8 protein-coding genes are annotated in these 15,474 nt (G+C 42.7%); 7 read left to right on the forward strand and 1 reads right to left on the reverse strand.

Features of this window, described 5'->3' with window-relative positions; all coding sequences use genetic code 11:
• Positions 1-35: 35 nt before the first annotated feature.
• The 7 genes from ACE1CD_RS10345 to ACE1CD_RS10375 all read left to right on the forward strand — a co-directional run bounded on the left by ACE1CD_RS10345 (position 36) and on the right by ACE1CD_RS10375 (position 12,640).
• A complete protein-coding gene (locus ACE1CD_RS10345) occupies positions 36-797 on the forward strand; it encodes a dienelactone hydrolase family protein (protein ID WP_374823716.1) in 762 nt (253 codons plus the stop codon).
• A gap of 106 nt (positions 798-903) precedes the next feature.
• Positions 904-1,038 (forward strand): hypothetical protein, encoded by a 135-nt coding sequence (locus ACE1CD_RS10350; RefSeq protein WP_374796550.1) that lies wholly within the window; start codon positions 904-906, stop codon positions 1,036-1,038.
• A 13-nt stretch (positions 1,039-1,051) separates the two neighbouring features.
• On the forward strand, positions 1,052-1,960 hold the full coding sequence (locus ACE1CD_RS10355) for a S1 RNA-binding domain-containing protein (RefSeq protein ID WP_374796548.1): 909 nt from the start codon (positions 1,052-1,054) through the stop codon (positions 1,958-1,960).
• Positions 1,961-2,291: 331 nt separating this feature from the next.
• Complete coding sequence (locus ACE1CD_RS10360) at positions 2,292-4,673, forward strand: M10 family metallopeptidase (RefSeq protein ID WP_374823718.1); 2,382 nt, start codon at positions 2,292-2,294, stop codon at positions 4,671-4,673.
• Between the two features lie 214 nt (positions 4,674-4,887).
• On the forward strand, positions 4,888-8,145 hold the full coding sequence (locus tag ACE1CD_RS10365) for a M10 family metallopeptidase (protein WP_374823721.1): 3,258 nt from the start codon (positions 4,888-4,890) through the stop codon (positions 8,143-8,145).
• A gap of 97 nt (positions 8,146-8,242) precedes the next feature.
• A complete protein-coding gene (locus tag ACE1CD_RS10370) occupies positions 8,243-10,624 on the forward strand; it encodes a M10 family metallopeptidase (protein WP_374823724.1) in 2,382 nt (793 codons plus the stop codon).
• 111 nt (positions 10,625-10,735) lie between these two features.
• On the forward strand, positions 10,736-12,640 hold the full coding sequence (locus ACE1CD_RS10375) for a M10 family metallopeptidase C-terminal domain-containing protein (protein WP_374796540.1): 1,905 nt from the start codon (positions 10,736-10,738) through the stop codon (positions 12,638-12,640).
• 45 nt (positions 12,641-12,685) lie between these two features.
• On the opposite strand, the gene ACE1CD_RS10380 is transcribed toward ACE1CD_RS10375, so the two are convergent.
• Positions 12,686-15,178 (reverse strand): tetratricopeptide repeat protein, encoded by a 2,493-nt coding sequence (locus ACE1CD_RS10380; RefSeq protein WP_374796538.1) that lies wholly within the window; start codon positions 15,176-15,178, stop codon positions 12,686-12,688.
• Positions 15,179-15,474 lie beyond the last annotated feature (296 nt).

Below are 15,474 nucleotides of genomic sequence, written 5' to 3' on the forward strand. Positions count from 1 at the left end.
AATCTATACGGTGATATCACGAGCGGTCAAACAGGATGGCAGACCTAGAGATTAGCACATCTAACGTTAAAATACCCAATGGGGAGTTGCAAATTGATGCGTACTATGCTGAGCCAACCAGCCCGATGCCTTTCCCGGCGGTGATAGTATTCCAAGAGATCTTCGGGGTAAACGAACACATCCGGGACGTGACGGAACGAATTGCTAAGGAAGGTTACGTAGCGATCGCACCTGCACTCTTCCAACGCATCGCTCCTAGTTTTGAGACCGGTTACACTCCAGAAGACATTAAAATCGGCAGAGATTACAAACAACAAACCAAAGCATCCGAGTTGCTCGGTGATATTCAGGCGACAATAGATTATCTCAAAAGCCTGCCCCAGGTAAAAGGCGATCGCATTGCCTGCATCGGTTTTTGTTTTGGCGGTCATGTGGCCTATCTTGCCGCAACTTTACCCGATATCAAAGCTACTGCCTCATTCTACGGCGCTGGTATCGCCAATTCTACTCCTGGTGGCGGCGAACCGACAATAACCCGCACAAAAGACATTAAAGGCATCCTCTACGCCTTCTTTGGGATGGATGATGCCAGCATTCCAGCCGAACAGGTCGATCGAATTGAGGCAGAGTTAGAGAAACATCAGGTTACTCATCGCGTCTTTCGCTACGATGGAGTTGACCACGGTTTTTTTTGCGATCGTCGCGGAAGCTACGATGCAGCAGCAGCTGAAGCTGCTTGGGTTCAGGTTAAGCAATTGTTTCAAACGAATCTCCTGGTAGCAAGTGGAAGTAAGTGAGGATGTGCCAGAGGTTGTAAAAGCTTTACCCCGTTTAGAGGCCGGAACTGAGATAAAAACTTGTTACAGCCAAAGGTAAAATGCTTGGGGTAGCTGCTGTGGGAATTTGGTCATAGCAAAAACAGGTTTAGCGATCGCATCAAGGCGATCGATCGTCAGTCAAGCAGTGCGATCGTTAAACTACACTATCAGCCGTGCCATCAACCCTGCCGCGCCAGCAACTAAATCAAAATTTACCTAGATCGAAAAGAAAGATGAAACCCAAATCGACGCCTTCTCAAGCCAATAACTCATCCTTTTCTATGGATGATTTTGCCAAAGCCCTCGAAACACACGACTACAACTTTGAAAAAGGGCAGGTGGTACGCGGCAAGGCGTTTGAATACGCCAGCGATGGTGTGTATATAGACATTGGTGCTAAATCCTCCGCTTTTCTCCCCACGCAAGAGATTATCTTCAAAAAATCGACCACTTTGTCGGAATTTTTACCATTAGGGGAAGAACGCGAATTTTTAATCATCCGCGAGCAAGATGCAGACGGACAAATTACCCTTTCTTTAAAGCAGCTACAAATTAAGCAAACTTGGGATAAGCTGGCCGAAATGCAAGATAGCGGTCAAACAATTCAAGTTAAAGTCAGCGGTGTAAATAAAGGTGGTGTCACTGTCGATGTTAAGGGGGTACGGGGTTTTATTCCGCGCAGTCACTTAATAGATAAAGACAAGCTGGAAGAACTGATCGGTCAACCCTTAACTGCCAGCTTTTTGGAACTCGATCGCGATCGCGAAAAACTCGTTCTTTCCCAGCGCTTAGCCAGTCAATCCGCTCGCTTTAGCGAAATGGAACTGGGACAGCTAGTAGAAGGTAAAATTAGCGGTATCAAACCCTTCGGCTTATTCGTCGATTTGGGAGGTACTACCGGTCTGCTCCACATCAAACAAATCAGTCAAACCTACATTGAATCGCTGCCAAATCTGTTTCAGGTCGGTCAGCCCATTAAAGCAGTCATAGTCGATTTAGATGAAGGAAAAAGTCGTATTTCTCTTTCCACCAGAGTCTTAGAAAATCACCCAGGTGAAATGATAGAAAACATGGCTGAAGTGATGGCTTCAGCCGATGCCCGCGCTCAACGCGCCAAGAAAAATATTTCAAATGCAACTTGAGCTTGCGGATTACCTCGGTAAAAGCTTAATATTCTAATCGGCGTCCTTGTCAAGCGGTCTGGTATAAATAAATTTAGCTCTATCAGATCGCTACGTTAACTTGGAACTCTAACTCCCACTTTTGAGATAGGCTATGTCTGTCGGTGACTGCGCTAACTCTCAAAGGTAACTTAATCTATGTAGCGTTATACCAAGTTGCATTCTTACAAGTATATTTCTCTCGCCTTCTTTCCCTTCTGGAACGAGAATATTCAACATTCGATCGCAACTTGGTATTCTATGGGTGCAACAAATCTACAGGTTTGATTAGTTTTAAAAAGGTAGAGAAATCATGGCTAACGCAGATACTCGCTTAACCCTAAAACAAATATTTGACGCTAATTACTATCGCCTAAATAATCCAGACTTAGCTCAGCTTAGCGATGATGAAGCCTTAAATCACCTATTAACATATGGTTTGTTAGAAGCAGATGGATTGCTAACAGGTGTGGCAATTCCATCCAGGCTCAGATTTTCACCGTTTGTTGACTTTGCATATTATCGGACTAACAACACAGATGTAACAGGGTCGTTGGGAAGCCAGGAATTAGTACAGCAGTTTTTCAACGAAGGTCTTTTCCAAGGGCGACCTTTCTCGCCCGTAGTCGATCTAAATTTATATAAGCAAAGCTACGCCGATCTAGCAGGTTTAGACAATAACCAATTACTCGAACATCTGATAAATTATGGTATTTACGAAGGAAGAAGATTTTCACCTTTAATCGATCTCAATTATTATCGACAGAATAACCCCGATCTGGGCGGATTCGACAACAAAGAATTATTCGTACAATTTCTCACTGCTGGCATAAACGATGGGCGCTCGTTTTTACCTTTATTTGATGTCAACTTTTACCGAGCAAATAACCAAGACTTGGACAATGCTAATTACACTAACGAGGAATTAACAGAGCATTTTCTAAATATTGGCATAACAGAAGGAAGAAGATTTTCGCCATTTTTCGATATCAACTACTACCGAGAAAGCAATCCCGACTTAGTTTTAGCAGGTTTGGACAATGAAGAATTGTTCAATCATTTTCAAACTCGCGGTTTGGATGAAGGGCGCAGATTTTCACCCTTCATTGATGTTAATTACTACTTAGCTAACCAACCTGACTTAAGAGCGGCAGGTTTAACTCCTCGGCAAGCATTCGATCATTTTGTCAACATTGGTTTGAATGAGGGACGCCGTTCCTCCCTGATATTCGATCCGGTATATTACTTAGACAATAACCAGGACTTAAAAAGAGCCGGATATACAAACAGACAAGCTTTTGAACACTTTCAAACCTTCGGTATCGACGAGAGGCGATCGTCATCAGTATACTTCGATCCCAGATCGATCGAGCCCTTTATTCTGGAAACCATTCCAGACCTCATAGCTGCCCCTCAGTCCGTTATCCCCCAATTTAAATGGAACATCCCCGCCGATGGGGTACTCACATATAGCTTTGTCACCTCTGCCAGCGCCCCTTTGTACGAAGGGCAGGAATCTGGCGTGGCGGAATTAAGCCCACAAATTAAGAACAATATTCGCAACATCCTGCAACTTTACGACAACATACTGCCCTTCGATTTAGTTGAAGTTTCAGACAGACCTCCCAACGTCGGGCAGCTACGGTTCATGTTTTCCAACGGGCCACGCGATCAATCGCGAGAAGGAAACGTTCTGGCCTATGCCTACTACCCCGGCGACCCCACCGACTCTACAGGTAATCTTGCTGGCGACGTACATTTGAATCCTAACAGAAGTCTGATCGATTTTTCTAGTGGTGCCGGTAGTTTCAGCTATGAAGTTTTACTGCACGAAATCGGTCATGCACTAGGTTTGCAACATCCTTTTGAGGGTAACCCACCTCTAGCTGCGGGCAAGGATAACGATAGCAACACTGTGATGGGTTACAGCTTTTTTCCCGGTAATTACAATGGCTCTTTTGCCAGCACACCGATGGCCTATGATATCCGCGCTTTGCAGTTACTGTACGGTTTCAGTAGTTTGAATGAAGGTGACACGAACTATCAGTTTAATGTCAACAATTTTATTGGCGCAAATGAGTCAAATGGGCAAAATGGAGTAAAAATCACAATCTGGGATACAGGCGGAATTGACACATTTGATTTTTCAGCATTACCCTCGACTTTATTCGGTTATTACTTCAACATGAATGAGGGAGGTTACAACACCACACAACTGGCGCTCAACGGTTCTACCTATACAACTTCCACGGCTCAGGGTATATTCACTACGAATAGTTTTGGCACAACTATTGGTTTTGGTTTCACTTTGGAAAATCTAGTCGGTTCTCAGGGAGATGATGAAATATTGGGAAATAATATTTCCAATAACATTGCAGGAGGGCCGGGGAACGATGTGATTACAGGTGCCCGTGGTGCAGATATCATAAATGGTGGCCCTGGAGCTGATATATTTGTATTGGCTCCAGGCGATGGAGGGCCAAATCCGGGCTCGACTGATGTGATTACCGATTTCACGGATGGAGAAGATTCGATCGGTCTAAGCGCTGGTTTGAGATTCGATCGCCTACGTATTACTCCCGGCACTAACCCCAACGATACTATTATCCAAGTTGCCAGCAGCGGAGAATACTTAGCTGTACTTACTGGCGTGCCATCTTTCGCTATCACTAATGCTGATTTCACGTTTGTTTAGAAATAAGTTGGCATATCCGCCTGCTTCTTTGCAAGAGAATTCTCAGTAGAGTTGGACAAAAGTTGAAAAGTTGTGTTATCTGTCAAGTTGTTCCATTTGGAATGGTTATGCGATCGCAGTAACCTACACAATGGAACAACGAAAAATCAACAACATAGGTTAAGTAAAGTCGCTAAACGGACTTAATACCAGTTTGTATTTGCAGGAAAAAACTATGCCTACAGCTGCTACTTCACCCTTAAGCATACAAGAACTATACGATGAGAATTTTTATCGAGCTAATAATCCAGACTTGAATTATTTAAACAGTCGGGATTTATACCAACAATTCCTAAATTTCGGCATAAATCAAGGGCGAAGGTTTTCGCCCTACTTCGATGCAAATTTCTACAAGCTTGCCAATCCAGACTTAAGTACTTTAACTACCAATAGGCAGTTAGTAGATCATTTTCTCAACAGCGGGCTGGCCAACGGTCGCAATTTTTCCCAATTTTTCGATATAAATTTCTATCGAGCCGCCAACTCCGATTTAGCTGGTTTCGATAACATAGATTTGTTTCGACAATTCAAAAATTTCGGTGTTTCTGAGGGTTTTCGTCCCTTCTCACCAGTATTCGATATTAATTACTATCGAAATAATAACCCGGATTTGCAAGGGCTGAATTATCGACAATTGTACGAGCATTTTCAGCTTTCCGGTATGGGGCAGGGACGTGAATTTTCGCCGTATTTTGATTTCGATATATACCGGGCTAGAAACTCTGAATTAACAAGTAATATCACTACTAATCAAGGATTGCTAGAAAGCTTCCTTACTACTGGGATAGAGCAGGGTCTTTCTGCCTCGCTGTTCTTTGATATCAACTACTATAAATCTAAAAACCCCAGCTTGTCTAATTTGAGTAATAGACAATTATTCGAGCAATTCCAATTTATTGGTTTGCCGCAGGGACGTACTTTCTCTCGCTACTTTGATTTGGATTTCTACCGAGATGCCAACCGAGACTTGGGTGGACTGAACAACAAACAATTGTGGGAACACTTCCAATCCTTCGGTTTAAAAGAGGGACGCCCTTCTTCATCATTCTTCGATCTAGATTTTTATCGTTCTAGAAATCGAGACTTAGCTGGACTGAGCGACAAACAATTAGTGGAACAATTGATTACCGAAGGTCTGGATCAAGGTCGTTCCATTTCCCCATTCTTCGATCTTAATTACTATCGAGTTGCCAACGGTAAAGCGGATACTCTCAGTAATAGACAATTGTGGCAAGACTTGCAAGACGTTGGCGTGCCGGGAGGACTGGCTTTTTCACAGTTCTTCGATTTGAATTTGTACCGAAATAGTAACCCTGATTTGGCAGGTTTGAGCAACGAGCAATTGTTTGAACATTTCCAAAACTTTGGGCTAGCTGAGGGACGAATCTTCTCGCCGGTCATCGATCTCAATGTCTATCGAAATAGCAATCCAGATTATGCCAATCTGAGTAATAGAGATTTATTCGATATCTTGGTAACTTCTGGTATAAGTGGGGGAAGCGGCGGAGGTTCTGCTGTTACGCAGTTTTTTGACCCGGATTTTTATCGCACCAATAACCCTGACTTGGTAGAGGAAGGAATAGTTACCGATACGCAATTGTTGGAACACTTCCAAAACTTCGGTCTGGACGATGCAGGCAGAAAATTTTCACCATTTCTAGACCTGGACTACTACCTAGCTAACAACCCAGATTTGGTGACAGCAGGTCTGACTAGGCGGGAAGCATTCGAGCATTTTCAACGTTACGGATTGGATGAGGGACGTCCGTTTTCGCAATTTTTTGATGTCCGATACTATTTGGATAATAATGCCGATTTGCGTGCAACAGGTATGGATTACGGCCAAGCGTTTTCTCACTTTCAAAATTTTGGTGTAAATGAGGGACGCCGCCCATCGATTCTATTTAATCCTGTTTATTATCTCGATAACAACCCGGACTTGGCTGCCATAGGAATGAGTTTTAAGGATGCGTTTGTACATTTTCAGAATAGGGGTTTTGTCGAAGCGCGATCGGCATCAATTTTATTCGAGCCAGAAGATATTGGCCCCCTACTATTTCCTTTGGCCGTAAACCAAACCGGCGACGCTTTAGACCTGAGAGTAAACCCCGCCGTACCCATAGTAGCGTTACCTAACTGGCTTCAAAACGTGCGCGAATGGGGGGACATCCCAGCTAATGGCACTCTCACCTATAGTTTTGTTGGCACAGCCGGTGCCTTTTTGTACGAAGGGTCGGAGACCAACGTTAAGGAAGTACCCGAATCAGTTAAAAACAACGTTCGCAATATCATGCGACAGTATGATGAGGTTCTCGGCATCAATGTGGTTGAGGTTGCAGACACGCCTCCCAATGTCGGTCGCATCAGGATTATGTATTCCGACGGCGCTGCCAATCGCGGTGTACCCGGTTATGGTAACCCCCCTTCCGATAACCCAGGTACCAGTTTGGCCGGTGACGTACATTTAAATCCGACCATTGATTATACTCAGAGCCCTGGCACTTATAACTACCAAACTTTGCTCTCAGTAATTGGTAATGCTCTTGGCCTGCAAAACCCCAAAAAACAAACTCTAGCTACGGTTTTTGAGCCCGTTCTCAGTTTTGGGAAGGATAACAATACAAATACCGTCATGACCGATAATACTCCTCCCCAAACATATAACGGTTCATTTGCAAGCACACCTATGTCTTACGATATCCGTGCTTTGCAGTACCTTTACGGTGCCGGTTATGCAAATGAAACCGATACAACATATAGGTTTAATACCAGCAATTTCGGGCCTACCGATCTCAGCGGAAGAAATGGCATAAAACAAACTATTTTTGATGCCGGCGGTATTGATACATTTGACTTTTCCGCATTGCCAGCCGTTTCCTTCGGTTACTACTTTGATATGAATGAAGGAGGACAAAATACAACTCAAATTGCCCTTAACGGCGCAACCTATGTCGTTCCCAACCCAAACAGCACTGACAGCGATCCTCTCGCTCCCATCACATTGAATACTAACAGTTTTGGCACCACCGTTGCGTTTGGCTTCTCTCTCGAAAACCTCGTAGGTTCTCCCGGCGATGATGAAATATTGGGCAACAATTTGTCCAATAATATTGCAGGCGGTGCTGGCAACGATATCATCAACAGCGGCATCGGTAAAGATACATTAACAGGTGGTGCTGGCAGCGATATTTTTGTAGTGGTTCCCGGTCAAGGCAGCCCCAATCCGGAAAACGCTGACATTATTACTGATTTTGTGGATGGTCAGGATAGAATTGGCTTGGGTATAGGTTTGAGTTTTTCTCAGATCCTGATATCCCCAGGCACTAACTCTAATGACACTTTCATCCGACTTGCTAGGAGCGGTGAATACTTGGCTGTAGTGACTGGAATTCCATCTGCTGCCATTACCCAAAGCGACTTTACTGCTATTTGAGAATAGTGCGATCGGCTAGTTGTTAACAGTGAGCTTAAACATAACTAACAACTAGCTGATAATCAACGCCAACCTTTGTATCTGCTAGGAAAAATTTATGTTTCCACCTGTTGTTTTACCACTTAGCGTACAGGAAATATATGACGAAAGTTTTTATAGAGCTAACTATCCAGAGTTGGCTAATTTGAACAGCAGAGAATTAGAACGACACTTACTTACTACTGGTATACCGCAAGGTTTCAAATATTCGCCATTTTTCGATGTAAGTTATTATCGCAGCAACAACACCGAATTGGGTAACTTAAACAACGAGCAATTATTGAACCATTTTCTCAGTACAGGTGTTGCGGAAAGGCGCAAAACTTCTTCATACATTGACCTGGATTTTTATCAAGCCAGTAACCCAGACCTGGCGCAATTGGATAACGCACAATTATTTGTGCATTTGAAAAACTTTGGTTTGGCTGAGGGGCGTCCCTTCTCTCCAGCAGTCGATTTAAATGCCTTCCGAGCTAGCAATCCCAACTTTGCAGGGCTAGACAACCAACAATTGTTCGAGCAATTCCAACTTTCCGGTATCTCTGTTGAAACACCCACCAACCAGAACGATCAGTTGTTCGATGTGGAATTTTACCGACAAAATAATCCTGATTTGGTCGCAGCAGGAATAGATACCGATGCGGAACTGTTGGAACATTTCCAAAACTTTGGGATAGCCGACATAGGGCGAAAATTTTCACCTTTTTTAGACCTCGATTACTACCTAAATAAAAACCCAGACTTGGTTACAGCAGGTCTGACTCGACGAGATGCTTACGACCATTTTCAAAAGTATGGATTAGGCGAAGGACGCTCATTTTCACAGTTTTTCGATGTCAGATACTACCTAGATAATAACCACGACCTGCGTGCAAACGGGATGAATTATCGGCAGGCGTTCGCTCACTTTCAAAACTTTGGTGTGAATGAGGGAAGACGCCCATCGCTTCTATTCAATCCGGTATATTATCTCGATAACAACGCGGACTTGGCAGCAGCAAAACTGACCAGCAAAGAAGCTTTTGAACACTTTCAAATTTCTGGTTTAAAGGAAGGTCGTCGCTCATCTATTTTCTTCGATCCGCAGGCTTTAGCTGCATTGATCAGAACAGACTTTCAACCAGCAAGCGTTGACCCGACGACATTTTTTCAACCAACGGTTAAATGGAATGTTCCGGCAAGTAATGTACTCACATACAGTTTTGTGACTACTGCCAGTGCCTTTTTGTACGAAGGGTCAGAAACAGGCATTAAGGAATTGGATGACCAAACTAAGAATAATATCCGCAGTATCCTACAGCTGTATAGCCAATACATTCCAGTTAATTTTGTTGAGGTTACAGATAGACCTCCTAATATCGGTCAGATCAGGTTCATGTATTCTAATAGGGAGCAGGCACAAAATACCTTAGCTTACGCTTACTATCCCAAAGACCCTGGTGACGATACTCTCACCTACCCTGTGGATAGTCTGGGTGGTGATGTGCATTTAAATGGTGATAAAAGTGTAATTGATTTCGCAACTGGGCCAGGAACTTTTTCTTACGAATTATTGCTGCAAAATGTTGGTCGGGCTTTAGGTCTAAAACAAACGATAGTTTCATCGCCAAATCTGAATGTTGGTAAAGATAATAATACCAACACTGTAATGACTGATAACTTTTCGCCTGAACGATACAACGGAGCAATGGCAAGTACGTTAATGTCTTATGACATTCGTGCATTACAGTTCTTGTATGGTGCCAGTTATTTCAACAGCAACGATACAACATATAATTTTGATGCCGGCAATTTTTTTGGTATCAAGCAGACAATATGGGACAGCGGTGGCATCGACACACTAGATTTTTCGGGTTTACCACCGGATCAAGTGGGTTATTACTTTGACATGAATGAGGGCGGTCAAAACACGCAACAAGTTGCTCTTAATACTGCTACTTATTTAGTTCCCAGTGACGATGACAATCAAACTAATGAAGATGGATCTCCTGTTCTTACTCCATATAATACCAGTCTGTATTCTACAAGCGTTGCTTTTGGATCTGAGATTGAAAATTTGGTAGGGTCTAATGGCAAAGATGACATTTTGGGCAATAGTTTGTTCAATAACATTAAAGGCAATGGAAGTGATGACAGGATAACAGGCGCTCGTGGCAAAGATACACTAACTGGTGGAGATGGAGCCGATACTTTTGTATTTGCTCCTGGCGATGGCGGACTGACTCCGGAAACGGCTGATGTTATTACTGATTTTACTGATGGTCAGGATAAGATCGGTTTAGCGCTTGCTTTGCCGTTTGGGGCTCTCACTATTACTCAAGGTTCTGGTGCATATGCCAACGATACTTTAATCCGGATTTCTAGTACTCGTGAATATTTGGCTGTGTTGACGGGTGTCCCGGTCGGATTAATTAACTCTGCCGATTTCATTTCAGTTTAGTAATCCTTGAGTGGGTAATACTCACCCAAAAAAAACACCTTTGTTTTTGGGTGGGTATTGCCTATACAACAAATAATTTTAGAACAGGTAAACACCAACAGGAAATAATCTATGCCCGTACAATTATTTGATGTCAATTATTATCGGGCTGTCAATCCAGACTTAGCTAATCTCAACGATACACAAGCATTTTCCCATTTCCAAAACTATGGCTTAAATGAAGGACGCCAATTCTCACCGTTAGTCAATCTTAACTTTTATCGCTCAAACAACCTTGATTTAGCGGCGGCAGGTTTAACGACAAACACCCAATTATTCAACCATCTTCAAGACAGCGGTATAGACGAGGGAAGAATATTTTCGCCGCTAGTAGATCTTTTCTTCTATAGATATAACAACCCGGATTTAGCGGCTGCTTTTGTTTCCGACAGCCAACTATTTGAACATCTGCAAAAAAATGGTTTAGGGGAAGGACGCAAATTTTCACCTTTTTTTGATGTTAATTATTATCTTTCTCACAATGCAGATTTAGTTGCTGCGGGTCTTAATAATCAACAAGCGTTTGAGCATTTTCAAAGGTTCGGCTTAGCAGAGGGACGCCGCGCTTCTCCTCTAGTGCTGTTCGAGCCGACATATTATTTATCGCAAAATCCTGATTTAATTGCGGCAGGTATTAACAACGGTCAAACAGCATTTCAACATTTCCAAAACTATGGCTATGCGGAAAGACGCCGTTCGTCACTTTTTTTCGATCGCAACTCTATAGCTGCCTTAATTGACAATCCTCCTGCTAGGTGGAAAGTTCCAGAAGGTGGCACGCTGACATTTAGTTTTGTTACAGCGGCTAGCGCTTTGAACTACACAGGCCGAGAAAAAAATATCGGGGAAGTGAGTGAGGCAATTAAAAATAATATTCGCTATATTTTTTATAACCTATATGCCCCCATTCTCCCCTTTAATTTTATTGAAGTTCCAGAGACAAGTACGAATCACGGTCAAATCCGATTCATGTTTTCCAATGGAGATAATATACCGGGTTTTTACGCTTATACTTATGAGCTTGGCTATAACGATCTTGATGGAGACGTACATTTAAACCGCAATGCTGAAGGTAGGTCTGATGCCTTTTCATCTGGCCCTGGCAGTCGCGGCTACGCAGCTTTAATTCACGAAATCGGTCATACTTTGGGTTTGAAACATCCCGGTAATTACAATGGCAAAGACAGCGAGGGTGAACCTCCATATCTTCCTGATTGGGAAGATAATAATATTAATACAGTGATGAGCTACAATGACCCTTCGCTCGACCCTTTTCCTATTACACCGATGGCTTATGATATCCGTGCTATTCAGTATATTTATGGTGCTAATAATTTTAATAATACGGATACAGTGTACAACTTTGATAGCAGTAATTTTTTAGATATAAAGAAGGCTATTTGGGATAGCGGTGGCATCGATTTGTTGGATTTTTCTGCATTGCCAACAAACGAAAATTACTATTTTGACATGAACGAGGGGGGTCATCTGACAACTGATAGTGCTAGGAATAACGGGTCGTATTTCGCAGAAAACGATATGTCTTTTACGAGTTACACAACAGATAGTTACGCGACGGCGATCGCATATGGCACAATTATAGAAAATGCGATCGGTTCCCAAGGCAATGACTATATTATCGGGAACCCAGCCAGTAATTGGATTGCTGGCAATGGCGGCTACGATATCCTCATTGGCGGCGCTGGTGGAGATACTTTAGTCGGTGGCGGCGATGCCGATACTTTTGTACTGACTCCCGGCGGTGGCGCTACCGATACAATTATAGATTTTACTGACGGTTTGGATCGGTTAAGCTTACAGGGTGGTTTGACTCCCAATTCTCTAAATTTTACTCAGGGAACGGGTGTAAATGCTAACAATACTTTTGTCCAAGTAGCTAGCAGCGGCGAACTTTTAGCTGTGCTGGTGGGTATTCCAGCAAATGCGATCGCATCTGCTGATTTTACCTCTATTTAGTTCGTTTTTAGCAAATGAAATGAAAAAAAGTAAAGTAACTGTGTATCATTTTTGATTCTCTGACATTGCCTTTTTCACTTTGGCAACTTGCTTAGGCGCTCCTATCTTTTCGTAGAATTGAATTGCTTCTAGAAAATCTGTTTTGCTCTTGTCGATCGCACCCATATTTTGATAAGTTAATCCCCTTTCATAGTAAGCGTCAGCAATACTACTTTTGGCTCCTATTTTACTGAATATTTCTATGGCATTTGTATGATTAACGAGCGCCGATTCAAAGTTCTGCTGCTTTCGATAAACTACTCCTACACCATTTAGCGCTTGACCTTTAACCTGAATATAGTTACTTTCTTCGGCATATGATAATGCTTCGCGATACATTTCCAACGCTTTTTCATAATTTCCCAAGTTGCTACCTATCATACCGAAACCGACCGAGCTATAAGCTTTTAACCATACGCTCAAATGACTCTTTGGTAGTTCGTCGTAACCCTTCTTAGCCTTTTCTTCATAACTTATGGCTTTTTCTTTAAATTCTTCCGGGTTCAATTGCGAATATAAAACAGCTATGGCTAACCAAGCACCTACTGCATATAAATGTAAATTAGTATTTTCTGCAACAGTTACGATCTCTTCATAAGATTTTATTCCTTCTTCAATTTCACCAAGAGCTAGTTTACTGCTGCTTATTGTGAAAAGTATCGATATATTTATGTTTTCTAGCTCAAATTTTAGTTTTTCCGAATTTTCCTTTTGCAAGATTAATTCCTGGCTCCTCTTTGCCATTTCTATAGCCTTTTCGTGGGCTTCAATAGCTTTTTGTATATCACCCGCTCGCATCAATATATTACCCAATTCATTGTAAAGGTGTGTCAATGAATACTCATTCGTAATATTCTTAATTAAGAAAGTGATGACAGAAATCATGTGTTGAAACAGACCTACTCTGCCACAAGAGTTAGAAAGCGTCTCCGCCACTCCCAAGTCACTCTGTTTTAGTTTTCTCTGTAGGACTATTACATCGGCAGCGCGATCGAATTCTTCGATATCTATATAGTGATAGTAAGCTTCCAAAGCTTTGATTGCATCGTCTGTGGTATCGATAACTGTAACACCGGTTGTCCAAAAATCTGCTGCTTTGCGATTAACTATCTTCCAGTCTTCAGTCGCTTTTAGTCTGATTCTAGCTTCCGCCCTAGTTACGGAATGCAGGTAGTGTTCGCCTTTGTAGAAATCCAATAACGAGCGCTCCCGCAAAGATTGAATAACTCGTCTGCGTTGTGACTCCGGTATATCCCATAACAAATGGAGAACTCCATCCAATAATACCGAGCGCACCTCTTGATAGCGATAGCATCCCATACGACAGAGAAGTTTATAAGCTTCCGGGTCGTGTTCTTGCAGGCGATCGAACTGACTGGAAATTAAATCTTTTAAGTCTCTTTCAATCAACAAATTCTGTCCATTTTGGTGCCAATAAGCCTCAATATCCCCTTCCCAATCTGCTTGAATTGCGCCAGAGATAATGTGCATAGCTTTGGCATTACCTCCGTAAGCTTGGTGCATCTCCTTCAATACTGAAGATTCGGTGTTGATATTGCGGCTGCTGAAAAACACTTGCCACGCAGCTATATCCAACCCTTGCAAGCGATAGTCATGAAAACTTACAGCAGATTCTCCCAACCGCTCCCGACTGGTGATTAAAGTAACGCAGTTACCACCTCGATCGGCTAAAACTCTTAATAATTCCACATAGTCGCGGTGAGCGGGGATAAATTTGCCATCTTTATCCAAAGCCGGTTCGAGGTTATCAATTATCACTCCCACTCTTTGTGAGGGGTTTCGCAGTTTTTGCCTTAAGCGCTCCAGAGTGACACCAAAATCAACACTGGGCTCCTCGTTAAAGTGTCGCTTTAACCATTCTTCTACTACACTTTTGGCATTGGTGATTTGTTGCATCTCCTTTGCCATCCAGGTCTCCATAATTAAGTCGAAGCCCGCAGATGTGAGGTACTCCCAGGATAGCAGCGACTTGCCTATACCGCCCTCACCCTGAATCAGTATAATTTTAGCCCCTTGTCTGACTAGGGAGTTGAGATCTGCGATCGCTTTTTCCCGCCCAATAAAAATGACTTTGTTATTATTGATTGTCTCCTCTTGTTCTGAGCCTGAGAAATTCCCAGCATCAGCTGGCTTTTGGCCCTTGGCTTCAGGCGTTACTCCAGCCACCCCCTCAAGACTTTGGTCTTTCCGGTCTTTTTTAGCTTCTCCCAATGAATCTCGCCATCGCCTCTCTAGAGCAGCTTGAAAATTCGTTTTACTGACTTTTTCTCCTAATGCTTCAGAGACCAACTTCCATAATTTTGGCCCAATGTCTTGCTTGAGGTATGTTTCGGTGTAACCGGAAGCAGCGGCAATTTCGTGATACTTCTGACCTTGCCAAGAGCCCTTAAGTATCACTACTTCAACGTCTCTCACGTGAACCTTTTTTTTAGCGAAAACCGCTGCATCTAGAACTTTTAATGCTTCTTCAAATTCCATTAGCTTTCTCTGTTCGCGCCAGTTTTCTTAACCCACCCTTTCAGTATAACCTGACTTTTCCCGATCTTTCCTGAACTTTTCTGAACTTACCTGACTTTACCCGATCTTTTGATTAAATTCAGCTAAAAAAACTGCTTAACTTATCATTATCGACACTGACCCTAAGATCTAGGAAACTGTTGATATGGAAAGAAAGGTTTTGACCTCACAACATTAGTTCTGGCTGGTAAGGCCATAAAGTTATGTCTATAGTGTTTATACAAAATTTAAGCGGCAAAAACTGTTCCGATTCTGCC

Source organism: Aerosakkonema sp. BLCC-F183, assembly GCF_041929145.1.
Taxonomy (GTDB): Bacteria; Cyanobacteriota; Cyanobacteriia; order Cyanobacteriales; family Aerosakkonemataceae; genus Aerosakkonema.

Excerpts from the sequence above, each read along its gene's own strand:
- ACE1CD_RS10345 (WP_374823716.1), top strand. The coding sequence starts at position 36 with ATGGCAGACCTAGAGATTAGCACATCTAACGTTAAAATACCCAATGGG.
- ACE1CD_RS10355 (WP_374796548.1), top strand. The coding sequence starts at position 1,052 with ATGAAACCCAAATCGACGCCTTCTCAAGCCAATAACTCATCCTTTTCT.
- ACE1CD_RS10360 (WP_374823718.1), top strand. The coding sequence starts at position 2,292 with ATGGCTAACGCAGATACTCGCTTAACCCTAAAACAAATATTTGACGCT.
- ACE1CD_RS10365 (WP_374823721.1), top strand. The coding sequence starts at position 4,888 with ATGCCTACAGCTGCTACTTCACCCTTAAGCATACAAGAACTATACGAT.
- ACE1CD_RS10370 (WP_374823724.1), top strand. The coding sequence starts at position 8,243 with ATGTTTCCACCTGTTGTTTTACCACTTAGCGTACAGGAAATATATGAC.
- ACE1CD_RS10375 (WP_374796540.1), top strand. The coding sequence starts at position 10,736 with ATGCCCGTACAATTATTTGATGTCAATTATTATCGGGCTGTCAATCCA.
- ACE1CD_RS10380 (WP_374796538.1), bottom strand. The coding sequence starts at position 15,178 with ATGGAATTTGAAGAAGCATTAAAAGTTCTAGATGCAGCGGTTTTCGCT.